General features: G+C 61.5%; 19 protein-coding genes. 4 read left to right on the forward strand and 15 right to left on the reverse strand.

The genetic code is table 11. The features are described from left to right. Nucleotides 1–63: 63 nt before the first annotated feature. A complete protein-coding gene (locus HUU46_01530; GenBank protein ID NUM52300.1) occupies nt 64–990 on the reverse strand; it encodes a prolyl oligopeptidase family serine peptidase in 927 nt (308 codons plus the stop codon). 91 nt (nt 991–1,081) lie between these two features. On the opposite strand from HUU46_01530, the gene HUU46_01535 reads away from it, so the two are divergent. Next, nucleotides 1,082–1,927, forward strand: a complete 846-nt coding sequence (locus HUU46_01535) for a 1-acyl-sn-glycerol-3-phosphate acyltransferase (protein NUM52301.1) — start codon at nt 1,082–1,084, stop codon at nt 1,925–1,927. Nucleotides 1,928–1,972: 45 nt separating this feature from the next. Further along, nucleotides 1,973–3,973, forward strand: a complete 2,001-nt coding sequence (locus tag HUU46_01540) for a hypothetical protein (protein ID NUM52302.1) — start codon at nt 1,973–1,975, stop codon at nt 3,971–3,973. Between the two features lie 13 nt (nt 3,974–3,986). Here HUU46_01540 and HUU46_01545 read toward each other — a convergent pair whose 3' ends face one another. The 4 genes from HUU46_01545 to HUU46_01560 form a co-directional block, all read right to left on the reverse strand. After that, a complete protein-coding gene (locus tag HUU46_01545) occupies nt 3,987–5,708 on the reverse strand; it encodes an NAD-binding protein (protein NUM52303.1) in 1,722 nt (573 codons plus the stop codon). Nucleotides 5,709–5,763: 55 nt separating this feature from the next. Continuing rightward, nucleotides 5,764–6,744: a ketoacyl-ACP synthase III gene (locus HUU46_01550; protein NUM52304.1), complete on the reverse strand. Its 981-nt coding sequence runs from the start codon at nt 6,742–6,744 to the stop codon at nt 5,764–5,766. A gap of 547 nt (nt 6,745–7,291) precedes the next feature. Beyond that, a complete protein-coding gene (locus HUU46_01555) occupies nt 7,292–9,388 on the reverse strand; it encodes a protein kinase (protein ID NUM52305.1) in 2,097 nt (698 codons plus the stop codon). Further along, on the reverse strand, nt 9,388–11,574 hold the full coding sequence (locus HUU46_01560; protein NUM52306.1) for a serine/threonine-protein kinase: 2,187 nt from the start codon (nt 11,572–11,574) through the stop codon (nt 9,388–9,390). Before HUU46_01560 ends, HUU46_01555 begins: the two co-directional genes overlap by 1 nt. A 301-nt stretch (nt 11,575–11,875) precedes the next feature. On the opposite strand from HUU46_01560, the gene mntR reads away from it, so the two are divergent. Both mntR and HUU46_01570 read left to right on the forward strand, forming a co-directional pair. Beyond that, on the forward strand, nt 11,876–12,295 hold the full coding sequence (gene mntR / locus HUU46_01565; protein NUM52307.1) for a manganese-binding transcriptional regulator MntR: 420 nt from the start codon (nt 11,876–11,878) through the stop codon (nt 12,293–12,295). Between the two features lie 102 nt (nt 12,296–12,397). Then, the gene (locus HUU46_01570) at nt 12,398–13,975 is read left to right on the forward strand and encodes an alginate export family protein (GenBank protein ID NUM52308.1); all 1,578 of its coding nucleotides are present in this window, start codon (nt 12,398–12,400) and stop codon (nt 13,973–13,975) included. Between the two features lie 9 nt (nt 13,976–13,984). On the opposite strand, the gene HUU46_01575 is transcribed toward HUU46_01570, so the two are convergent. The 10 genes from HUU46_01575 to HUU46_01620 form a co-directional block, all read right to left on the reverse strand. After that, nucleotides 13,985–15,154, reverse strand: coding sequence for an iron-containing alcohol dehydrogenase (locus HUU46_01575; protein ID NUM52309.1), 1,170 nt, complete (start codon nt 15,152–15,154; stop codon nt 13,985–13,987). Between the two features lie 6 nt (nt 15,155–15,160). Next, nucleotides 15,161–15,637, reverse strand: a complete 477-nt coding sequence (locus HUU46_01580; protein ID NUM52310.1) for a tetratricopeptide repeat protein — start codon at nt 15,635–15,637, stop codon at nt 15,161–15,163. Between the two features lie 31 nt (nt 15,638–15,668). Continuing rightward, a complete protein-coding gene (locus HUU46_01585) occupies nt 15,669–17,369 on the reverse strand; it encodes a cation:proton antiporter (protein ID NUM52311.1) in 1,701 nt (566 codons plus the stop codon). A 1,114-nt stretch (nt 17,370–18,483) separates the two neighbouring features. Beyond that, nucleotides 18,484–18,639 (reverse strand): hypothetical protein, encoded by a 156-nt coding sequence (locus HUU46_01590; protein ID NUM52312.1) that lies wholly within the window; start codon nt 18,637–18,639, stop codon nt 18,484–18,486. A gap of 194 nt (nt 18,640–18,833) precedes the next feature. Continuing rightward, nucleotides 18,834–20,189, reverse strand: coding sequence for a DUF1552 domain-containing protein (locus HUU46_01595; GenBank protein ID NUM52313.1), 1,356 nt, complete (start codon nt 20,187–20,189; stop codon nt 18,834–18,836). Beyond that, nucleotides 20,186–20,857, reverse strand: a complete 672-nt coding sequence (locus HUU46_01600; GenBank protein NUM52314.1) for a hypothetical protein — start codon at nt 20,855–20,857, stop codon at nt 20,186–20,188. The genes HUU46_01595 and HUU46_01600 overlap by 4 nt, the downstream gene beginning before the upstream one ends. Further along, complete coding sequence (locus tag HUU46_01605) at nt 20,854–21,252, reverse strand: DUF1585 domain-containing protein (protein ID NUM52315.1); 399 nt, start codon at nt 21,250–21,252, stop codon at nt 20,854–20,856. Before HUU46_01605 ends, HUU46_01600 begins: the two co-directional genes overlap by 4 nt. Then, complete coding sequence (locus HUU46_01610) at nt 21,249–21,914, reverse strand: hypothetical protein (GenBank protein ID NUM52316.1); 666 nt, start codon at nt 21,912–21,914, stop codon at nt 21,249–21,251. Before HUU46_01610 ends, HUU46_01605 begins: the two co-directional genes overlap by 4 nt. Before the next feature lie 112 nt (nt 21,915–22,026). Continuing rightward, entirely contained in the window at nt 22,027–22,680 is a 654-nt protein-coding gene (locus HUU46_01615; protein ID NUM52317.1) for a hypothetical protein, read from the reverse strand. After that, complete coding sequence (locus HUU46_01620) at nt 22,677–24,620, reverse strand: DUF1592 domain-containing protein (protein ID NUM52318.1); 1,944 nt, start codon at nt 24,618–24,620, stop codon at nt 22,677–22,679. Before HUU46_01620 ends, HUU46_01615 begins: the two co-directional genes overlap by 4 nt. Between the last annotated feature and the right edge of the window lie 261 nt (nt 24,621–24,881).

The following is a 24,881-nucleotide window of genomic DNA, read 5'->3' on the forward strand; positions in this document are numbered from 1 at the left end:
AAAGATAAACGCGGATTATAGAATTCGTGCGCTGCCTCCCGCAAGACCCGAACGTGCGGGCGGTTACGCCTTTTCCCTTTGCTCGAGCCATGCGCACGCGGCGGCCGGCAGGTCTTCGTGGCCGCCTTCGAAGATGGTAAGACGCGACAGTCCGCTGGTGCGGCGCAGGTAGATTGTTCGACCGTAGGTTTCGTCTTGGACGGGACCGGGGGCGGCGTTTTCCCGGCGGCACAAGGCGTCAAGCTGATCGTGCGGCACCGGCGTGTCGCCTCGCGCCTCCGCCAGCGCATTAAACGCCCATATACTGTGCTGGATGCCGATGCCGCGCGGTTGGCCGTCGCGGATACCGTGACTGATGTCGATCGGCACGTCCTTCGCCCTGGCCATGTGAAACAGCGGCGAGCGGTACCGCAATTCTTCATCCACCCGCGGAGACGACCCCGGCGCACCGCCGCACACCTTCACAATATGCCGGTAGGCTTTTGCGCCCTGCGCGACGCATTCGTCATAGAACCTGGCAAGATCCGTCACCGCGCACCACGCCGAGACGCCCGCCCACATCTCGGGCACTTCGGCCGCCATCACGAGGGCCATATGCGCGCCGCCGGACACGCCACCCGCGTAGATACGCCGCGGATCCACCGGATGCTTCCCTTTGACAAACGCGACTGCGTCCAGCACATCCTGCCGCGCCAACCGCGAAGCGCACGCCTGCGGCCTTTTGTTCGGCCCGCGGAAGTGCGGCGCAAGGAAGTGCCAGTCCCGCGCCTTCGCCTCCGCCTGCCAACGCCGCGAATCCGTGTCGTAACCGTGCCGCCACGGGTGAAGATAGACGAGCAGCGGCCGCGGCCCCGTTCCTCGCGCGGGGATGAACACGCACGGCTGCAACGCGCCGTCCAGCGTGCTTCTGACTTGGACCGTATGCCGCGCCGCTTCGGGATCGCGGTCGTCCGATTTCCGCAGACCGAGGCGTTCGAGCAGCCGCTTCACCAACTCACTCCTCCCTGTGTGTCAATCCACTATACAAGAACCCGCGTGCGTTGCCGCGCGGACCCCGATGTGCGACACTTATCGTGGTGACATGAGCAATACGCCCACAGAAAGCGCGGCGGAAATTGACCGCACGCTGACCTTTATCGAAGACGCGTTGCAGCGCGTTCGCGCGTGCCTTCGCGTTTCGATCGTCGCCATGTGGACCCTTGCGCTCTACGCCGCGCGCATGTCCGCGTTGCCGCTTGCGTTGATCAACGCCGAGGGAGAGCACGCGTTCCGCCGGTCGATTTTGCGGTTGTGGGCGCGGGGCGTCTGCGCGATTGTGCGCGCGCGCGTCACGGTTCGCGGGGCCGCGCCGCGACCACCGTTCATCCTTGTGTCGAACCACCTCGGTTACTTCGACGTAATCGTCTACGCGCGCCTGCTCGGCGCGGTGTTTGTATCCATGGCGGAAGTGAAAGCGTGGCCGCTGATCGGCATGCTGGCGCGCGGACTGAATACACTGTTCATCGATCGCAAGAAGCGACGCGACGCCGCGCGCGTGAACGGCGAAATCAGGAAGATTGTGCAGGAGGGTTACGGCCTGGTGCTTTTCCCCGAGAGCACGACCACCTACGGCGACACACTGCTCCCGTTCCGCGGTCCGCTCCTGCAGCCCGCGATCGAATTGAAGATGCCCGTACACTACGCGGCCATCTCGTATCGTACGCCGCACAACGATTCCGGCTTCGAGCATTCGATTTGCTGGGTGGACGACACGCCGTTCGCCACGCACGCATTTCGGTTGTTGCGGCTCCGCGCGTTCGATGTTACCGTCATATTCGGCGAATCGCCGATCGCCGCGGGCGATCGCAAACAATTAGCGGTATCGTTGCACGCGGCGGTTGAAGCATCGATGCACCGTACCGAACCAAAGACGCCTATCGAAGGATAGCCGCACAGCACCTGCCGTGCGGTAAACAAGGGGACTTGTATTGCCGTGGCGCCGACGCAACAATCGCAGTCTCCCGGGATGGAGATGCCGCCGCGTCCGCCCCTGGCGTTTCGCGTGGGCGTCGTCGGCCACCGGCCCGACCGGCTTGACCTTGAAAAGCTGGACACGCTGCGCGAAGTAATTCACGAAATCCTCCAAGCCGTGCGCAGCGAAGTCGAAATGGTTGGCGAGGCGTGCCGGACACTTTACAGCAGCGACCCGTTTACGCTTCGCGCAGTAACGCCGCTGGCCGAAGGCACGGACCGAGTTTTCGGCGAAGTAGCGTTGGGGCTCGGGTACGAGCTCACCTGCGTGATGCCTTTCCCACAGGCGGAATTCGAACGCGACTTCGCGCCGGGCCGTGCGCTCGAGGCGGGTTCGCTCGAGCGGTTCCGCGGCATTCTCGACCGCGCAAGACGCGAAACCGCCCTTACCACCTTCGAACTGGACGGCTGCCGCGATGACGAAGCGGCCGCGTATGGCGCCGGCGGACGCGTCGTGCTCAATCAATCCGATCTGCTTGTCGTCGTGTGGGACGGCCATCAGCGCGGCAAACGTGGCGGCACCGAGGAAACCTTCGGCGAGGCCAAGCGCACCGGTGTTGGCGCGGTTTGGATCGACGCGCACAATCCCCGGGCGTGGCAACTCGTCGACGCCACCACGCCGGCGCCGTCGAAGCGGAGAGACCAGCGCGCCACGCCGAACGGTTCGGGCACGGCGGCGGCGCTCCGGTCCTGGGTCCGCGAATCGCTCGAAGTTCCACAGGCCGTGTCAACCGGGAAACAGGCAGAAGACCCCCGAGCGAACTTGCTTCGGTACTACGACGAACGCCGCCCGGCCCATACGCGTGCGTTCGTCTGGAACGTGTTTCGGGACGTACTCGGGGACGGTAAATGGAAAGGCATCCGCAATGCGATAAGGCCGTTCGAGCAAGACGTCATGGACGAATGGCCGCCGGACCGATCGACACCAATCGGATGCGTCGTTGATTCGTTGCGCCCATATTTTGCCTGGCCGGACAAGCTCGCCGTGCTGCACTCGAATCGCTACCGCAGCGCCTTTGTTACCGCGTTCGCATGCGCGGCGCTGGCCGTCTTCTTCGCGCTGCTGCCGCTTTGTTACCCATTGTTACGCGTGCTGCCGTTCCGCTTGCCGGAATTCCCATACGGCGACTTCACGGCCATCCTGGAATTGGGTACGATAGGCGCAATTCTCTACCTCGTGCTCAAGGGCAGACACCAGCGGTGGCATGAACGTTGGATCGACTATCGCCTCGCCGCGGAACTGGTACGTCACCTGCGCTTGGTCGCTCCGCTCGGGGGCGGCAGGCCGTTTCCCCAAGTGCCGGCGCACTGGACAACCTACGGGCATCCCGGCTCGACATGGATGGCGTGGTACGTTCGCGCCGTCGAACGTGCGCTCGGACTTCCCACGGCCGTTGTCGACAAAGCGTACCTCGATCTGTACTTGCGGCACCTCAGCGATCTGCTCGGCGGCAAGTATGGCCAAATCGCCTACCACAAGATTACAGGGCGCCGATCGCACAAGATTGAATCGAGGTTGCACGCATACGGTATCGGTCTGCTTGTGTTGACTCTATTTGCTTGCGGCGCGCACATACTGCATGGTTTCGAGGAGTTGATGCACCTGAATGGACGGAGCGCGCCGCATTGGTTCGAACTCGCGCTGAAGGCGCTTCCTTCACCGATTCTCACGTTCGTGTGCGGGTTCCTGCCCGCGCTCGGCGCAGCGATGCAGGGCGTCGTGAACCAGGGCGAATTCCGCCGCATCGCCAAACATTCGGAATCGATGCAAATCCACTTGAAAAACCTGTCGAACCAAATCGAGGAACTTCGCGAGGAACTTGCCGCGACAAACGATCCCATCTCGTTTCAGTTTTCGACCCCTGTGGCCGCGCTGGCCGGCGATGCCTCGCGCCTGCTAATCACGGAGGTGCTGGACTGGCGCGTCGTCTTCCTCGACCATCCGCTGAATCCGCCGGCCTGAGGCGGCGCGCACGCTACGCCGAGTTTCCTCGCCCCGCCGTGCGCTTTGCCAACTCCACAAGCCTCGGCATGTTGCGCACCGTGTCGCGATCGTATTGCTTCACGGCGTCCGGCAACTCATCGTAAGGAACGAGGTACGGCGATCGCCGCCTCGCGACGTCCTTGTCGCCAAGCGTCCAACCGGCAAGAAATCGTTCCGCGTTCCAGCGGTGGTGTTCCATGCGCGCAAGCGTCTCGATACGGTCCTCGGGCACCCGTACCGCGCCCGGTACTTCGTGCGCGTGCCGCACCGAGTACCCAAGCGCGCGCAGTTTTACGGGAAGATGGTCTGCCTGCTGCCGGTTCGAGTCGCGCAACCCGGGCGCCAACTTGTCCCACTCGACCGTCGAGTCCCCGGGTTTCGCGCCGCGTTCGCGCTGATGGGCCACATAGTCCTCGTGAATCGCGCGCGCCAACGCATCGAGGCCCTCGCCGTTCGCCATCTCCCAGGTGCACGTGGAACCGGTCGACCCGAAACAAAAGATGTTCCTGCTGTCGCCCGCGCCACGGAACAAATTGGACAGGCCGGTATCGGAGGTAACGCGCACGTGAACCGGCACGGCGTCCGACGTGAGGTTGCGGCGCAAACTGATCGCGTATTGCACGTTTTGGGAATCGTTGTCGAGGCAGACGACGATCGTCGTCAGTTCGTCCTTTATCTCGACGATTTCGTCAAGCCGATTTACCGTTATGCGGTCGTCGCATTCCATCTCGATACACTCGATGTCGCACACATTGTCGATCCGCGGATAGCGCACGAGCAGGCTGCGCATTCTCGCGTCCGCGGCCCGATCGATGATCGTCACGCGCAACCGCTTCCCGTTTGCGAGATGGCACACCTTCGCGGCCTGGACGACGACGCTCTCGCCCATTTGTCCCAGACCGAACACCACGAGTCGAACGCTGCGCGGATCGTTCTCGCCGATGGGTTCGTAGTCCAATGGACGATCGCGCCACAGCATTCGCGCGGCGGCCTCGTACGAATTGAAGAGGGCAACGTCGAGCGTCCCGGCGGTGTCCTGCACGACGCCGTGTTCCTTGAACAGCGCCGCAAATGTGAAGTCCATCACTTGCACGACACACCGCAGGCGTTTCGGTCGCGCGTGTTCGGAAGCTGCGGCCAAAAGGTCCCGTGCGCGCATCGCAATCGCAATGTTCGTTCCGTCATCCCCGCATAACGCGAGCAACGATTCCGCGCGATGCACGCCCGCGCGCCGAAGAGTCTCGAGGTGCGTCGCGTCGCCGGTGACCAACAGCACGTGGCCGGATTCTACGATAGGCAGGCTCTTCGTGTTCGAATGGGCGTCTATCGCGACGACGCGTTTGCCCATCGCCACGCACTCTTCGGCAAGCTGTATTCCGCGGCGTCCCAATCCGCAAACTACAACATGATTTCTGATGGCGGACAGGCGTTCGCCGCGGCGCAATTCGCGGAGGTAGCCGTAGGACACGCCGATGAGCGCGGATGCCGTCGTGATCGGGGCGATAACGCGCGCGATCTCGAGAGAGAGCGGAATCGTTCCTGGTTGCGCGCCCGATTGCAGCGGGAACAGTTGCCATGACAGGTAGCAGATGTCCCACACCGTGTAGGCGTGGCCGTGCAATCTGCCGTATTGCCAAAAACCGAGACACCCCAGCGCGAACGAAACGACCACCGACACGAGCACGAAGTTCCATCGGTTCACGTCGCGCCGCACGACTCGCGCCCTCCATGCGTACGCGGGCCATACTTCGCAAGACGGCCCGGCGAGATTACCAACGAACGACCGCGGACGCCCATGTGAGCCCTGCGCCGAACGACGCAAGCAGCACAATACTCCCGTCACTTACGCGGCCTTCGCCGCGCGCCTGGTCCAGCGCAATGGGAATCGAACCCGCCGTGCAATTGGCAACCTTTTGGATATTCACCACGCACTTCTCCGCCGGCAGCCCCATGCGTTCGGCGACCGCCTCGATGATGCGAATGTTCGCCTGGTGCGGAATGAAAAGATCGATGTCGTTAAACGTCATTCCCACCGCTTCTAGCGCGACGTTCACCGCGTTCGCAAACTCGATCACCGCGCGGCGGAACAGGTCTTTGCCCTTCATATGGATGGTGTTAATGTCGTCGTCCACGTTTTCCGCGGTGACCGGGATTTTCGATCCGCCCGCGGGCAGCCACAACACCTCGCGGCCCGATCCGTCCGACCACAGGTGCGTCGTCAAAATCCCCCGATCGCCTTCTTCCGCGCGTACAATCACCGCACCCGCACCGTCACCGAAGAGGACCGCTGTGTCGCGCTTGCGAAAACTCACCCGGTTCGTAGCGAGCTCGCCGCCCACAAGCGCGACGGTCTTGTACGCGCCGCTGCGCACAAACGCGTCCGCGGTCGCAAGCCCGTACATGAATCCGGAGCAGGCCGCATTCAAATCGAGCGCCGGCGTGGTGCCCATCCCAAGATTGTCGGCAATGACGCATGCCGTGGCAGGAAAAATGTAGTCCGGCGTCGTCGTGCAGCAGATCAGAAGATCGATGTCCGAGGCGCCAATCCCCGCGGAATCCAATGCCTTCTTGACCGCGGGCGTACAAAGGTCTGACGTGCCTTCGCCCGGTAGGGCCGCATGGCGTTGTTCGATGCCTGTGCGTTGGCGGATCCATTCGTCCGTGGTGTCGCACAACGACTCGAGGTCTTTGTTGGTGAGGATTCGTTCGGGCAGAAAATGGCCCGTACCAATAATCCGTGAACGAGCCATCGAGAACGATCTCCGTTGCTACTGGGCAGGCGGGTCCGGCTCGCTGCCGTCGCGCGCAACCTCCCCGTCGTAGCGCGTGATACCCACCAGGATGGGCAAGACTAACATAAAGCGGCGCGGGAAAGCACGAACGCCTCGGGGAACTGTTAACAGTTCTGCGCTTAGTGTTACTCCCGCGCCGGTTGCAGGCCAATTAGCCCGCTCCGTTTTCTTAGACGCATAATTGCACCGCGCGGTGTCGATTCGATCACGTGCGCTTGCGATGGCCCCGAGCGCGCGTGCTCGAATTCTTGCGCCCGCCGAATTGATCTGTCGCTTACGCCCTCGGTCGCACCATTGGCCGGGATTTCCCCTTGAGGTGCTTTACATCGATTTTGTCGAAGACATCCAAATGATTTTGCACTTCTCGTGTAAGCTCTATTGCTTCAGCGAGTTGCTCTCTCAAATTCTGAAATTGCAGATCTGAAATTGATAGATCCAACTCGCTGGTTGCGGCCACGAGCCGCGTTACGTCCCCTGCGTAATTTCAGTCCCTCTCCCGGGCGCGCTACTGCGCAAGGCTGGCAAACAGCACGCTCGGTTTCGGCGTCGCGGCGGCGAACGTGGTCGCCGACTGTCCGTCGGGCGACACGAGCAGCGCGCGGTCTGTGCCGCCGTCGAGGAAGGTAAGCTGCGTGCGGTGGTCCGTCGCATCCAGACTTGCGCGGTAGAGTTGGACTTCCCCTTTGCTGTCTGGCGCGCTCATCACCACGTCGCCGCTGCGTGGCTCCCACGCGCCGCGCAAGGCGCGCGCGAACTCTGCAGTGCTGCCCGCATCGCCGGTCGATACAACTTCGACTGCGGGACTGCCGTCGTCGCGTTCGACGCAGATTAGAATGGCCGACGCGTCCGCGTTGAACGCCCCCGGCGCAAGTGAAATACGCCCGGTGCGAATCGGAACAGGCTCCGTCACGGCGCCCCCAACGGGCACGACGTACAGAGCAAATAGGCCCGCGCCGGTTTCGCGCACGTAGGCGATTTGCTGACCGTCGCGCGAATACTGGATGTGGACGATGCGAGGACCCGGCGGAACAATTTGCGACGCTTCGATTCGCCCGTTCGCGAGGGCCGCAACGGACAGGGACGCGCTACCGGCGCTGTCGATCACGGGTGCGGCCCACTGCGCGCCGCTCGGGTGCATGCCCGCGACGGACACGCTTTCCGCGGTATTCGAGACAACGATGGGTTGCGACGGTTCGCGCAACGACACGAGCGACACGCCGCCAGCCGTGCCGACGAGGCCGTGACCGTCGAAAATCGATCCGCTCATCGCGCCAACGGTAGCGAGCATCTCGAATCGCGCCGATGGAGTCGAAACGAACCGCACACTGGCCGTCTTTGTGTTTGGCGATACGACGCACAACACGCGCTTGCCGCTTGCACCGTGTTGTTCGACGAGCGCGGCGACGCTGCCGTCCGCGCCCGCCGGCGACAGCGAAAGCAGTGCGTATCCTGGCAACTGCAATTCCGACATGGTTACGTTTTCGCCTTCGTCGCCAAATGTCGCGAGTTCGGAAGCGGAAAACCACGCTGCGGGATTGCCTGCGTTCGATGCCGGCGCCGCCGGCTGCGCCGCCCGCCAGGCCGTCACGCCGAATACCGTCAGCGCAATGATCGAAACCGCGGCGGCAATTGCGCGCCGCATTCGGGAAACGCGCGTGACGTCGGATACCGTAGTCTTATTCGATGCCGTATCCGCGGCGAGATGTTTGCGAAACTCGTCGATCGCGACAATTGTTCGCGGCTCGTTCGCGTCGAGCGGCTGCCCTGCCTGCACGCGGTCGATCGCGTTACACACCGTGTGTCCGTCTTTCGGGCGGTGCCGCGGGTTCAATTCCATGAGCCACGCAACGAGGCGCTCGATGTCTTCGGGGACTTCTTCGACATACTGCCGCACGCGTGCGGGCGGCTCGGAAATGATGCGCTGGACCATCTCCACGGGCGATGACGCTTCGTACGGCAATCGACCGGTGAGCATCTGGAACATCATCACGCCGAGCGAGTAGATATCGCTCGCCGCGGTCACTTCGCCGTTCTTGCAGCGTTCGGGCGCCATGTAGTGCGGCGTGCCCAGGCGCGTGCCGTCTACCGTCAAGTTGTCGTCAAGCGTCAGTATCTTTGCGATGCCAAAATCGGTGACGTACGCGCGATGGTGATCGTCGAGCAGGATGTTCGGCGGCTTTACGTCGCGGTGAATGACGTGGGAGTCGTGCGCGCACGCGAGCGCCTCGGCGATTTGCCGCGCAATCGTGAGCGCCGCCTTCCACTCGAGGCGGTGTTCGCGTTGCATCACCGCGCTCAACGGCAGCGCATCGACAAATTCCATCGCGATGTACGGCGTGCGGTCCACCGCGCCGACGGAATAAATCTGCACAATGTTCGGATGATCGAGCCGCGCCGCGGCCTGCGCCTCGCGGCTGAACCGCGTGACGATCGATTGGTGCGCGCGCAAGTCGTCGCGAAGAATCTTGATCGCCACGATGCGGTCAAGCGACAAGTCGAGCGCGCGATAGACGATCCCCATGCCGCCGCGCCCAATCTCCTCGAAGAGTTCGTAGTTGCCGAGGACATGTCGGGATGGCAGCGCGCCGCCGGCGTTACGCATTACGCGGCCCCTTCATCGTTTGTAGCAGGCGCCGATTGCAGGGCCACGCGATCGCGTGGCGTACGCGCAAGATCGACGAATACGACACCGACGCCATCACGCCCCTCCGCGATGCCCGCGGCCCATGCGCCGTCAGCCGAAACGGCCGTCGCGTTCCCAACACCCAAAGCGAGTGCGGTCAATGCGCGCGTTTGCCGTGAGGCGACGTCCACGACGCACAATTGGCGCAGGCCGTTCGGTCCACGCCACGCCACGACAATTCCGCTGCCGTCGGGCAACCACGCGTCGTGCCCGACCGTCGCGTCGCCCAATTCCTGCAGCGTCGAACCGCCGGCAAGCGAGAGTATGCTGAGTTCGGGCGTTTGACCGAGCGATGCGCTCCACGTCACGGCGATGCGATCGCCGGAGGGATGAATCGCCGTCTCGCCCACAAAATAACCGACCGCGAGCAACGTTCCCTTGGCGCCGTTGGCGGGTGTAATCCAAAGTTCCTGCTTGCCCCACTGGTCCTTGCGAATATAGACAACGTGGTCGCCCGAGGGTGTGTATTGCACGGAATCAGGGACGATGCGTGCGCCGCTCGATACGATTATCGTAGATTGTGAAGTGCCATAGACCCGTTGTTCGACGAGTTGGTTCGCGCCATCGCCACGTTCGACGACGGTACACACCGCGCCGCCGTCGGGGCGCAACACGCCCTGGATTCGCAGGGGCGCGTCCGTAGCCAGTTCGGTACCGGAATCGAGCGCCATTTCGAGTGCCGCCGCGGGATTCAATGCGGGCGCAGCCTCGTTCCAGCGCTGCAGGAAGAGCAGTCCGGTGTACGTCGAGGCGTCTGCCGCCGTGCGCTGCGCCAATACGACCGCAGGCGCGGTGTTCGCGCTTCGGACGGAACTCGCCAAGGCGAGCGGAGCGGCTTCGGCCATGGCCGCGCCGGCGGCTAGCGTTGCGCCCGCGGGCGAGGCGACATTGATGCACTCCTTCTCGCCCGGACGTATTGCGAGGATGCCCGTCGCGCCGTGCGCCAATGTCGATGGTTGCCCAATCGCCTCGACCAACAGCACGTGTTCGCTCCCCGCCCAACCGATACGCGCCGCGCGGTAAGCCGTTGCCGGCAGGGTTGCAAGCACGCTTCCATCCGGTTGCTCGGCGAACGTACACGCCTGAAGCACCGGCGCGGGCATGGTGTTCGCGGGACGGCCCAGCGCAAACCATGCGGATGCGAGCGTTGCGCACGAAATGGCGAGCGCCGCGAAAGTTGCGCCCAAGAGCCAACGGCGGCGCGCGCCGGAGCGCTTTGGCGCATCCGTTTGCGTTGGCTTGGCCCTGTCTCTCGACGGCGGCGGCGTGAGCGCGCGCAACGGCGAGTCCTGGGCCTGCTCACGGACGTACGCGGCAAGCGCCTGTGGAATTGCCGAGCGGCCGCCGTCTTCGAGGCGCAACCGTTCAATAGTCTCGCACACCTCGCGCGCGCTTGCGGGGCGTTGCTCGGGTTCCTTTTCCAACAAGTGCGCCACCAGCCGCGCCACGTCATCGGGCACGTCGGACAGTATTCGGTTCAACCGAGGCGCGGGTTCGGACGCGATCAGTCGAATCAGTGCCTGCGGGGAGTCCGCCTTGAACGGCATGCCGCCTGAGATCATCTGGTACATCGTCACGCCCAGCGAATAGAGATCGGTGCTGTGGGTTACGCCGTCGCCCGCGCACTGTTCCGGACTCATGTACTGCGGTGTGCCGATGATCTTCGGTTCGCCGCCTTCCTGTTCAACCGTGCAGACGCGCGCGATCCCAAAGTCCGTGAGCCGCACGCGGCCCTGCCGGTCCAGTAGAATGTTTGCGGGTTTGATGTCGCGGTGAATGATTCCGGCGTCGTGCGCGCACTGGAGCGCCTCGGCCACCTGCAACCCCACGTACAGCGCCGCCTGCCACGAGACCTGACCCTTTCGGCGCAGGAACCGATCCAGCGGCTCGCCGGGAACGTATTCCATGGCAATAAACGGGGTGCCGCCTTCTATGCCGGCGGTGTACACGCGAACGATTCCCGGATGGCGGAGCGGGGCGGCGGCTTGCGCCTCGCGGTAGAATCCGCGCACCATGACCGGGTTGCGCGCCAAACTGCCCAAAAGCACCTTCAGCGCCACCGGCCGCCCAAGCGCCACGTCCCGGGCTAGATAGACTGTTCCCATGGCGCCACGACCGATCAGGGCCTGGACTTCGTATCCACCGAAGCCCGAGCCGATCAGGGAGGCATGACCTGAGGACTGGGATACCATATTTTGTAGTGCTATTTGAGTTTATGGTTTTATGTTGTACGAATATACGGCGTTGTGAAGAATTTAGCAAGGAATTATAGTTTTGTCAATAGTTTACTTGCCGCGCCTGTCTCCGCTACTCCGAGCAACTGCGTATCCGTCGGCAGACCGTTGACTTGAAACGGGTTACGGGCCTTCATGCTAGAATGGGGGACACAGGGTACTGGAGACGACGGTGGATAGAGACAGTTCTGCAAAAGGTCATCGCCGTACGCGAAATGACCATGCGGCAGAAACGGCGGAAGACTATGTCGAGGCGATAGCCACACTCCTCGAGGAGCGTGGCGTCTGCCGCGTCGTGCATCTGGCGGAGCACTTTGGCGTTACCCACGTTACCGTTGTGAAAATCCTCAATCGTCTCCGCAAGTCCGGACTCGTCCAACTGAGACCGCAGGCGCCAATCCAATTGACCGCGTCGGGCCGCGCGCTCGCGCGTCGCAGCAAGGAACGGCACGAGACCGTCTACCGGTTTCTGCTCGCCATCGGCGTGCCAGAACGCGTCGCCGCGGAGGATGCCGAGGGCATCGAGCACCACGTGAGCGACGCCACCATGGCGCGCTTCCGCAAAATCGCCCGCTCGAAAGGAACCCGCTAGCCCGCAAATCGCGTCTCTGCCGGATGCCTTGACAAGGCTTCGTAGCCATGGCTACACTGTCGGCGCTGTAGCCGTGGCTACATCCATGCAAGGGGTGCTTCAATGACTTGTCCGAATTTTTGTGCCATACGGCCGCGCCAGTGGTGCGCCTGTATCTTCGTTGCCGCGGCCTCGTCCATGGCCGAAGCCGAACTGCAAAACGTAGACGTGGGCGGGTCGATCGAAGTTTATGGCGCGTACTACTCCGAGTTCTTCGCCGATCGGAATCGCGCGGTCTGGCCCGATTTCTTCCTGCCAGGCCGCGCAATCGGCCCGAACGGAACGGTGGTGTACGTGGACAACGACGGTCACGGAAACAACACCGGGTTCGTCGAGCAGCGAACAAAACTCAACGTTCGCGCCGATTTTACGGACAACGTTTCTGCGTTCGTCGAACTCGACAGCGTATGGAACTGGGGAGAGGACTTTCGATCGGATTATGTGACCGGCACCGCTCGCCGCGCGACGTCAATCCCGGGGGACCCGGAAATCTTTCAGGCCTACATCGAAGCCGACGAGTTGTTCGGGTTTCCCGCGCGCCTTCGTATTGGCCGGCAGACATTGGCGTTCGGAAACGAATGGCTCGTGGGCACGAACTCCGACCCCGATCCGTTTATCGAGGTTTCGTTTGACGCCGTTCGCCTCACCCTGAATCACGGTCCGCTGACGGTCGATCTCTGGGCGGCGAAACTGGGCGAAAGCGGAATCAACGAAGAGGATGGCGACACGGACTTCTACGGCGCGTATGCGTCATGGGATATCGGGCCGAATGTCGAGGTCGATGCGTATTACATGTTCCTGCGCGACGCGCGAAGCATCAACGACACGAACTTCGTCGCGCCAATCGAACGCCTCGAACATATCGCCGGTCTTGACGACTACGATCCGACGACACTTCATACCGCCGGCATGCGCATTGCGGGCGAGTGGAACGGGTTCGACTATTACGCCGAAGCCGCATACCAGTGGGGCGAGGCGGACGCGTTGGGGGCGCAGTTTCGTTTTCCGGGCCAACTCTACGGCGACGACGACGCGCGGTACGATACGTTTGCCGGAATATTCGAGTTTGGATACACATTCGACGTTGCGTTGCAGCCGCGGGTGTTCGTTGCCGGCGCCTACTTCGGCGCGGACGATCGGCGAGACCGCAGTTTCGCGGACTTTCTGAACCCCTTCGCGCGCCCCGAGGCGAGCGTCGCGTTCAATCGCCTGTTCTCGTCGTATCGTGGCACGCACTACTTCGATTATTCGGCGTTGAGCAACTATTGGCTGCTGCGCGCGGGTGTCGAAGTGGCGCTTACCGAAAAACTCTCCGTCAGTCTCGACGCGATGAATTACCGCGTCGTCGAGCCATTCGACGTGCCGCACTATGTACAGCTCGGAGACTTCCGCATTCCTACCGCGCCCGCACTGTCCTTCTGGACGAAGGAAGGCGATGACGACCTTGGCGTCGAGATCATGCTCGCGCCGGAGTACGCGTACTCGGAAGACCTCACCTTCGCGATGCAACTGTGTTATTACTTCGTGGGAGGGGCGTTTGACGACGGCGTGTTTCTCGACGAGTATGCGAACCGGTTCATGGGCGGCACGGGCAGCGAGGACGCAGTCTCGGTGACGTTTCTCATGTCATTGTCGTTTTGACGGACGCGATCACGCGGCGCCGTCGGCCGACCCGACCAACGATTGGGAGTAGAACCGCATCACGTCGTCCCGATTCAGCTCGCCGATCTGGTTGCGGAAGCGGTAGGGGTCTTTCGCGATCTCCGCTGCAAAGGTTTCGATCTGCGCCTGTGTAACGCCGTGATCGCAGGCGGCCGGCGAAACGCCAAGCTGCGCCATTAGCCCGTACAAAGCGCGAACGACGGACGGCCCCGGCTTGGTTGCATCGCCGCCCATGGCCTCCGCGATGGTCGCGACGCGGTCGGGCGCTATCCGCGCGTTGTGCGCGAACAGCGGCGCGAGCAGCAACGCATTCGCCAGCCCATGCGCAATGCCGCACTCGATCGTGTAACTGTACCCCATGCCGTGCACCAACGTTGTGCCGCTCTGCGCGACAATGATGCCGGACAGCAGCGCCGCGCACATCATCTCCGTGCGCGCTTCCATGTCGCCGCCATCGTTTGCCGCGCGCGGCAGGAACTCGCACACGCGGCGAATCCCCTGCAACGCGATCGCGTCGCCAATGGGCGTCGATTTCCTCGAGACGATTCCTTCCATGCACTGGCTCAATGCATCGAGGCCTGTCGCAACGGTCACGTGACGCGGCATGGTGCGTGTCAACTCGGGGTCGAGAATCGCCGCGCGCGGAAACAAGGCCGCGCCCGAAATCGTGCGTTTCGCGCGCTGCTCGGGATCGATCAACACCGCGTATGGCGTGACCTCGCTGCCCGTACCCGCTGTTGTCGGGACCGCGACGACGGGCAGCGGACTCTTGCCATACTTGTCCGCGCCGAAGTAATGCGCGCATGGCGCGTCGTTTCGCGCCATCACGGCGATGGCCTTTGCCGCATCCATCGGACTGCCGCCGCCGATCGCGAGCACGACGTCGCGGTCGTGTTCCCGGCACGCCGCGGCGCACTGCTCGCAGACTGTGGTGTCCGGGTTCTCGTCAATCGCATCGAACACGATTGCGTTCGGCATTTGTTCCATCGCGCGGTCCAGAATCCCGGCCGCGCGCGCCGATCTCTTCCCCGTCACGATCAACGGCCGCGATCCGAAGCGCCTAACTTGATCGCCGGCCGTCGCGAACGTGTTCCCGCCAAAAAGGACCTCGGTTGTGAGAGAGAAACGAAAGGGGCTGACTGGAAGGGGCGATCGCACGACGGGCTACTCTCCCCGGATGCTGCGTTCGATATCGGCGATAACTTGCTCTTTGCGGTGCTGGACTCGGCGCAGGCGCTGTTGCGCCTTGGCAGCGGCGTCGGAGCCGGGATCGATGGCGATGGCCTTGGCCCACATGCCCTGTGCATCGGTGAGCCGCTGCATTTGGTAGTACGTCGATCCGAGATAGGTGTACGCGAGCGCGTAGTTCGGGTCTTCGACGATTGCCTGGTGGAAGTACTCCTCCGCTCGCGCGAAATCCTTTTCGTTGTATGCGCGGCGGCCTTTCTCGACATACTGCGCGGCGCGCCTGTGGTCGCCCGGCGCTTTTGACCCTTTTGCGACGCGCTTCAACCGGTCCGCGTCGTCCGAGATGCCGTCCACGGCGTCGCGGATCGATTCGCGCCCCATGAACACGCGCTTGGCGTGTTTTCCCACGTTTTTCAGGAGCGTTTTTGCGGTCTTGGCAACATGCTTGTCCATCGCGCTACTCCCACGCTGCACCCTGCCGTGCTCAATTCCCGCGAGTGCGCAACACGGCAAGGAACTCCGTATACGAGCCCGCCGCCGCTACCTTTTCATAGAATGCCGGATCGGAGAACCGATCCGCCACATCCGCGAGAATCTCGAGTTGCGCGCCGTCGTCGTGCGCGGGAGACGCCAGCAGGAACAACACGTGCGCGGGCTTGCCGTCCGGCGCGTTGAAATCGATCCCCACCGGGGAGATTCCCACGCCCACGCAGAACGCTTTCGCACCCGCGACGCGTGCGTGCGGCACGGCTACGCCGTTTCCCAACGCGGTGGACGCGATGAATTCGCGGTCCGACGCGGCGAGCGACAGCGCAGCGGGCTCGAGGCCGACCGCCTGCGCGACGCTCTCGGATAGTTCGCGGATCGCGCCCCGCGGATCGGTTGCGCGCAATTCGCGCATGTAGGTCTTGGCGGAAAGAAAGTCCTCGATCTTTCGCCTCTTCGCCCGCTTTAGCACAGCGGGAATCCAGACGCCGCTCATGACCGACGTGACGAGCGCCATTACGACGAGCGCGACGAACAATCGCTCGCTGATCACGCCGTACCGCAGGGCGAGCAACCCGAGGATGATTTCCATTGCGCCGCGCGCGTTCAGCGCAAACGCCACGGCCCACGACTCGCGCTTCGGCATGCCCGCCAGGATGCCCGCGCCGCCGCATGCCAGCACCTTCCCGATGCACGCCAGCACAATCACAATCAGCACGAGCCCAAGATCGAAGTGGGCGGCGAAGTCCACCTTCAGTCCGATCGACGCGAAGAACAGCGGCGCGAAAAAGAACGACACGAACTGCCGGATGATCGTGCGGGTGTGATTGCGCAGGTGGGACGAATCGCCAATGGCCACGCCTGCGAGGAATGCGCCGAAGATAGCATGGACGCCCGCCCATTCCGTGAACGCCGCGCTGCACAGCGCCAACGCGAGCGCAAGGCCGAGCACGCCGCCGGGAAAACTGGTGTGCGCCTGCACCCACGGCAGCGCGCGATGAATCGCCCAGCGCACCACCGTCAGCATCGTCGCCGCGAAACCGATAACCAATGCAATCGTGAACGCAATGCCGCCGGCATGGGCGGATTCGATGTCCATCATTCCCAGAATGACGGCGAACAGCATCCAGCCCGCTACGTCGCTCACGATGGCCGCCGAGATAACGATCATGCCGAGGTCGGTGTAATACAGGCCAAGGTCCATCAGGGTTTTTGCGATGACCGGCAACGCCGAGATGGAAAGGGCCGTCGCGAAGAACAGCGCGAAAATGTAGGGCGACGAATCGCCGTCGAACCCCAGGAGGTTGGGTGCAAGCCAGGCCGCGACGAAACCAAATGCAAACGGCAACGTCGTTCCCGCGATGCCAACGGCCGCCGCCGCGCGCCCCTGCCGCCATACGGTCGAGAGATCGACTTCCATCCCCGCGACCAGCATGAACAGCACAATCGCAAGGAGGAAGAGGCCATCGAGCACGACGACCCGCGGGCCCGCCGCCGGAAACAATGTCGCCGCCGCGTCCGGCGCGAACCGGCCGAGGGCCGTCGGACCCAGCGCGATTCCCGCGGCAATCTCGCCGAGCACTGCCGGCTGGCCAAACCGGTCCGCCAACTCGCCGGCCGCGCGCGCCGCAAGCAGAAGAATTCCTACCGTGAGCAGTAATAGCGTGTAATCGAGCGCGCTCAATCTGGTCCCCTTCATCCGCCTCGACACGCGGTCTCCGCAACCGCGCCGCACAGTGTACCGAACCGGCTCCGAGCAAGTCAGGAAGCGAGACAATGCCTTGCGACGCCCGTCGGTGACCACGCGGGGGTGGGGGGTGTGGCGTTGTGATTCTGACGGTTCAAGGGGGGGTAGGGGGCCGGAATCGTCGTAAGTCCAGGTTTCATGGCCGCCTCCCGTTCGATACCCCCGGGGGTGTGCCGGGACGCAGAGTGCCTGGGCGGCACAGGTCGCCGGGCCGCGAGTAGCGAGGGAGTTTGGAGTCGAGGAAGTCGGGAAGCACGACGATGCCTTGCGACCTCCGTGGGTGGCGGCTCGCGGGTGAGGTGTTCTCATGGCAAGTTGTCCTACTGATTAGCCCAGCGTGTTGCACTATGGGTACAACCACGGGGACACGGGGGGCACGGGGGAAGCGGGAGGATAGAGCGGAACTGGAAACGAGGGTCGTGCGCGCGGATTGGGCCGAGTTTGGTTGTCGGATAGTGCGGGCGAGAGGTGCGCCGTGCGAAACGACCCGTATTGGACTGACAGATTCTTCGATAAATACCAATTTTGATTCGAGTTGGGCGGGGAAGTACGTCTCAATCTCATCGAAGGCAGGCCATTGCGCTGCGGCTTAATGTCGCAACACGCCGGGCGTTGCCGGGTTCCGGGTATCGGGTTCCGGGTTCCGCGGAAGGAAGACAAGTCGACTGGGTCGTTCTGCCCGTGGCGGAGCCGTGCTTGAATCGGCGCGCCCGCTATTGAGTAGAGGTGTAGTACGTGAGAATTGGAACGAGCGGCCCTCGGCTCCTGGATTCAATTCAGAGCAATTCAGGAAACGTCGTAGCCGGAATGTGCCGTAGGTCTCGGCGCAAATCGAGTGTACGATTACGATTACGAGTCGTCATGAACAGAGATCTCCCAGAGATTATGAAAACTTGAGCAGAGCGCTTTCAGCGCGCGGCGATGGGGGCGTGGACAATTTCCAGGGGCGATGCCCCTGGCTAGGGTTGCGTTGCGCCTTGGGCGCGCGGGACGAATGGTGCATTTTCGGGGTAGCACGAAGCACGAGCACGAAAATGCAGCTACGTAGAATCTCAAATTGCTTTAGTCAGCGGACGGGGGCGCAGCCGGCCCCGCTGCGACACGATAAAGCGAACACATCCATTGAAACGGTCTTGACGGGACGGCCTTCGCCTTGGACCATTCGCCGGATTTGTTCGGTAACCTCGCGAGCGAAGACAGCCTCGCCGCAGTGTTCGCACACGCGCGCGGGAACCCCTTCAGATACATTCCCCAATGGGGGGTGGTTGGTACCCAGGGTAGCCCCGCCTACGTCGGAGCGACTTCGGCGGGTCAACCTTGGGCTGCGCGCCGAAACCCCTTGGGGGTAAACGCAAAAACGTCATTATTGTTAGAAGTTCTTAGTCGAGACAAAGGACCGCTATTCGCTTGGAAAGCTTACGCGACCACCACGTCCTTGATTGTGCCGGTGCTGTCGCCGAAGGAATCGGCAGGGACGCCCATGGCGCCGAGCATGGTGAGGTAGAGGTTACAGAGGGGCGTGCCTTTTTCGGCGGCGATGTGCCGGCCGGTCTTGAACGCGCCGCCCGCGCCGCCGGCTACAACGATGGGCAGGTTGTTCGGATCGTGGCGATTGCCGTCGGAAATGCTCGAGCCGAAGAGGATCATGCTGTTGTCGAGCAGGGTGCCTTCGCCTTCTTTCACGTCGCGTAGTTTGCCGAGGAGGTACGCGAGTTGGGCGCAGTGCCAACGGTTGATCTCGCGGTACTGCGTGATCTTCTCTTCCTTGTTCTCGTGGTGCGACATGTCGTGATGGCCGCCGGAGACGCCGGGGAGGAACGAGAAGTTCCGGCCGGAGACGTCGTTGGCGAACATGAAGGACTGGACGCGGGTCGAGTCGGTCTGGAACGCGAGCACCATGAGGTCGAGCATGAGGGTGACATGTTCGCGGAAGTCCGCGGGCGGTTTCGCGTCGGGCGGTTCGGGAATCGTTACGTCTTTGTTCGGTTGCCAGTCGCTGCGCTTCTTGTTCAGTCCGAACTCGATGCGTTTCTCGACGGCGCGAACGGATTCGAGGTATTCGTCGAGTTTGATTTGATCGTCGCGGCCGAGCTTGCCGCGGAGGGCGTTGGCGTCTTCGAGGGCCATGTCGAGCAGGCTGCGGTATTCCTTCGCCTGGCGTTTGTTGTTCGTACCGCTGCTGCCGAAAAGGCGTTCATAGACGAAGCGCGGATTGATCTCTTTCGCGACGGGCACGGTCGCCGAACGCCACGAAATGTACGAGCCGTACAGGCGCGTGAAGCCGACGTTGCTGTCGATGCCGGAAATGACGGGGTCGATGCCGAGTTCGAGCGAGGGCAGCGGCGTGTTGTGGCCGATGTGTGACGCGGCGAGTTGGTCCATCGAAATACCGCCGACGCTGATGTCTTTGCCGGTCGTCTTGGCGACTTTCAGACCGGTGAGGAAATTCGCGGTCTTCGCGTAGTGGCCGTCGCCTTCCTTGCTCTGCGCCTTGTCGAGGCCGGAAAAAATGTTGAGCGCGGTTTTGAAATCGGCCAGCGGTTCGAGCGCGTAAGGCAGTTCAAAGTCCACGCCGGTCGTCTTCGGAATCCAGGTGTCCATCCACGCGCCGTTCGGAAAGTACATGCACGCCATGCGGACCGGCGCCTTGGCCGCTTTCTTCGCGGCATACGCACGGGACGGGACCATCGCGTCCAGCAACGGCAAGGCAATCGCCGCGCCCATGCCGCGCAGCATCGTCCGCCGGGAAATCTGCCACTTCTTAGGGCTCATGCGTGTTTAACTTCCACTGATTCGAAGGTGTTCTCCGCAAGGCCTGCTTTCGTAAGCATGTAACGGTAAACTTTGTACGCAATTACAAATGGCAGTACCTGTCCAAATCCCATATAGAGTGCGACCACGTACCGATCCACATCCACGTCTAGCCTTAATTTTGCCGGTAGACACAGTTGAATGAGTTCGCTGGTTCCAAAGAACAACTGTACGCAGAAGACAACCAGGAACTTCTTGGTAAAAAGTCCTTCCAAACTTTTGACTTGGATGCCAACGCTACGACGGATATTGTTCGCAATGACTACGTAAACGACAATTGCCAAGCCGGAAACCGCAAGCAGCACAGACAGGCTGCCGTTACCTTCGCCAAAATACGATCTCCGATATGCATTAATTTGAATCGCCGCGCAGAGTGCAAGAAGCAAAAGCACAAACCCGATCGACCGTGTAATGGTCGTATTGTCAATGTTCCGATAGACCTTAAAGCCGTAGTACAGAGAAAGAATACCCAGCCACCCCGGTCCAAGCATCATGTATAGTGCTAAAATGGCGTCCAGTTCAGGACGCATGACAAAGGAATACAAAGGCGTAACGACAAATACGAATGTCCACAGCGCACCCGCGAGGGTTGCTACAATTCCCATGATTTGTGGTTTTGACAATTTCATGACGCTGACTTCGCCGTCTTTTCCTCGTGACCGCCACTGTAGCGGTGGCGGAAGGGGTAACTCAAGACTATTTGGGTGATGAGGGCGGAGGGTTTGTAGTCGGAGTCCTTGAGGGCCTTGACGCAGGATTTGATGACGCAGTCGTCGTATTGGGTCAGGGAGCGGCCGAGGGCGTAGGGCAACTCGTAGTCTGCGCCGGTTGCCTTCGGAATCCAGGTGTCCATCCACGCGCCGTTCGGAAAATACATGCACGCCATGCGCACCGGCGCCTTCGCCGCTTTCTTCGCAGCGTACGCCCGCGACGGGACCATCGCATCCAACAACGGCAAGGCAATCGCTGCGCCCATGCCGCGTAGCATCGTACGGCGTGCGATTTGCCATTTCTTACTGCTCATGTGTGATGTAATTCCGAAGGTATGTATGGCTTCTTAAAATGACCGGATGATCTGCCAAGTTTCCAAAAAATAAGGGCGGGAATGATAAGCGAGGCGATTACCTGCGCGACGATAATCGCAGTTTCAAGATATGTTCCATGGCCGCCAGCGCGTTGTGGCACAATTTCTCCAATAATTAAGAATGTTGAAACCCATACAATAACGGCCACGAAGAACAGGAAGGGCATGCTAAAAAGCCCAGTAAGTCCGTCAATGGGAATACATGCGCTGCGGCGGACCTTTGTCGCCACAAGTATGTAGGTCTGAATGCTCAAACTTGTGGCTATTAATATCAGAATTTCTGTGCTCACCTCTGTACCCACCAAGGATTCAAAATAATCATCGACAAGCACGATTGTTAAAACGGTCACTACAAATAATGTCGATCCGATCGCTCGCGTGATATTTGTGTTGATGGGATGTCGTAGTACTTTGAACCCATATACGAAGGCCATCAAGCCAGGCGCCGCTAATATCGGCATCAATACCAAGGCATTCGCAGCGGAAATCGCCAAATCTTTGTTGATATCCGTGACCATTGGCATGACCAGTGTCGCAAAGGACCACCACGCCCCGATTAATATTGCGACTACACCGACTATTTGGGCCTTCGACATCTTCATGACTTCACTGCGTAGCCTTGCGACGGGACCATCGCATCTAACAACGGCAAGGCAATCGCCGCGCCCATGCCGCGCAGCATGGTACGACGGGAGATTTGCCATTTCTTAGGGCTCATGCGTGTGTTTGCCCATTGAAATGTTTAGGAAGCCGATTTTCAATTCCGACGACTTTTAAGAATACGTCATAGAACATAAAGGCCAAAAAGATTGCTGCGATCACGGCGGCCCCATGCCACCAATTGAAATCCCCACTTACTGTGCGGTCCGGGATGAGAAACTCTACGACTTCTCGGGAAAAGCTCCATACAAGCAGGGCGAGCAAAAAAGCCGATGGTTTACCAAAAAAATTATGAAGTCCTTCAGTGACAATCCCCAAATTCTTTAGCACGCGTTTCGATAACCACACGTAGATCGGAAGCATAACGAAGACTGAAATGGTCAAAACGACGATAGTGGCAGATGCGATTTCGGACGGTTGTTGGAACCAAGCCCCGACCGAAACCGCAATGAATAGAGCGGCAAATACAAATAGGATTCCGATGGAACGTGTCACGCTGTTAAGGTCTGCATGGCGAAAAAGTCCGTAGCCAACACAAATCGCAAAGAATCCGGGGGAAGAAAGAAAAGGAAGCATGGTGAAGTCGAATATGCCGAGATTGCCTTCCACAATGCTTTTGAACATCGGTTGGATCAGAGCCTTCCAAACCCATATCGCACCGACGGCAATCTCCGTGACGCCTAGAACCTTTGTTGTTGAAACCTTCATGACTTTTCGGTCACTACCTCGTGCCCCCCAGAGTACCGGTGCCGGAAGGGGTAACTCAAGACTATTTTGGTGATAAGGGCGGAGGGCCTGTAGTCGGAGTCTTGGAGGGCCTCGGCGCAGGCTTTGATTACGCAGTCGTCGTATTGGTTCAGGGGGCGACCAAAGGCGTAGCCAGTCAGTTTGCGGGAGAGGTTGCCGGCGAATTGCCCCTTCTGGGCAAGCACGATATCTTTTAACTCTTTAGGGCCGTTGAATCTGCGGCCGTCGGGCAGTTCGCCCGAGGCGTCCAGCGGCTGGCCCGCCTGTTCCGTGCGCCAGCGGCCAATGGGGTCGAAATTCTCGAGGCCGAACCCGATGGGGTCCATGCGCTGGTGGCAGGAAGCGCAGTCCGGGTTCTTGCGGTGGGCCTCCATGCGTTGGCGGAAGGTGAGGCCGTCGGGTTGGACGTCGTCCTCCGGCAATTGGGCCACGTTCGGCGGCGGGGGCGGAACGCGGTCGCCCAAAAGCGATTCGAGCACCCACTTGCCGCGCAGAACGGGGCTGGTGCGCAGGGGATGCGAGGTCATGGTGAGGACGGCGGGCATGCTCATGACGCCGCCGCGGTTTTCGTCGGCGAGGTCGACCTTGCGCAGTTCGGGGCCGGTGACGTTTTCGAGGCCGTAGATGGCAGCGAGCTTGTCGTTGGCGAAGGTGTAGCGCGCGTCGATGAGTTCGAGGAGGCTGCGGTCTTCGGCGACGATGTAATTGAAGAAGGCTGCCGCCTCCGCCTGCAAGGTTTTGGCGAGGGCTTCGTCGAATTCCGGGAAACGCGCGGCATCGGGTTTGGTCGTTTCGCCGAGCTGCGTGATCCCCATCCATTGGAGCGCGAACTGTTCGCCGAGGGCCTTGGCCTTCGGATCGCGGAGCATGCGCGTGATTTGTTTCTGGAGCGTTTCGGTGTTGCGGAGTTCGCCGTGCATGGCGAGGACGAACAGTTCGTCGTCGGGCATGGACGCCCACAGGAAATAGGAGAGGCGCGCGGCGAGCGGGTAGTCGCCGAGTTCGTAATTGCCGGGTTCGGGCGGTTCGGGTTCGGCGAGGAAGAGGAAGTGCGGGGAGACGAGCGCGGCCTTGAACGCGAATTTCAGCGAGCCTTCGTAGCCTTCGCGGCGTTTGTAGGCCTCGTCGAAAGCTTCGAGGAGGCGGTCCACTTCCGCGTCATCGACTGGGCGGCGCCAGGCGCGTTGCGCGAAATCGTTCAAGACGATACGGGCGGCGTCGCGTGCGGGGAGTCTGCGGTTCGGGACCGCGGTGATGAGTTTGCTCGACGGTTTTTCTTCTTCGTTGGCGACGAGTTTCAGTCCGCGTTTCGCGGGGATCGCCGTTTCGACGGCGAGGTCGGCGGCTTCGAGGTATTTTTCGATCTGGATCGCGGAGAGGAAGAGCGAACTGCCGTTGTTGTCGAATCCTTCGCCGCCCGCACCGTCGGCGGGGAAGAGGTGCGCGACGTCGAGATCGATGTGCAGCAGGTCGCGGAGCGTGTTTTGGTATTCCGCGCGGTTGAGACGGCGGCTCATAACGTAGCCGGGATACCAGCTTGCGGTCTCTTCACTGGCGAGTTGATCGCAGTCGACGGTGTTGGGCTTTAACTCGGCGATCCACGCGAGCCATTTTTGGCGTTCTTCGTCCGTGGGTTGCGGCGCCTTGCGCGGGGGCATTTCCTTGCTTTCGAGACGTTTCGCGATGCGCTGCCAAATGGCGATGGAATCGACGACTTCGTCGTCCGACTTGAAGCGTTCGAGATCGAGATCGCCTTTGATCGTCTCCGCGTCGTGGCAGGGCATGCAGTATTTTGCGACGAGGGGTTGGAAGTCCTTTTCGAAGCTCGGGCCTTCGGCGCGCGCAACGGACGCGAGCACGGTAAAGGCGACCAGGCCGAAAATGACAGCGCGTGACAGCATGGGCGCGATTATAGCGGTTGCGGCATTGTGGCGCGACCATTGCAGGGCCATGTCAGGCGAATACGGCTCGGACGAAGCCTCGCCCCACCCTAACCGAACACGGCTCGGACGAAGCCTCGCCCCACCCCAACCAAATACGGCTCGGACGAAGCCTCGCCCCAACGCAACCGAATACGGCTCGGACGAAGCCTCGCCCCACCCTAACCAAATACGGCTCGGGCGAAGCCTCGCCCCACCCGAACCAAATACGGCTCGGACGAA

It is taken from the genome of Candidatus Hydrogenedentota bacterium, assembly GCA_013359265.1.
Classification (GTDB): domain Bacteria; phylum Hydrogenedentota; class Hydrogenedentia; order Hydrogenedentales; family SLHB01; genus JABWCD01.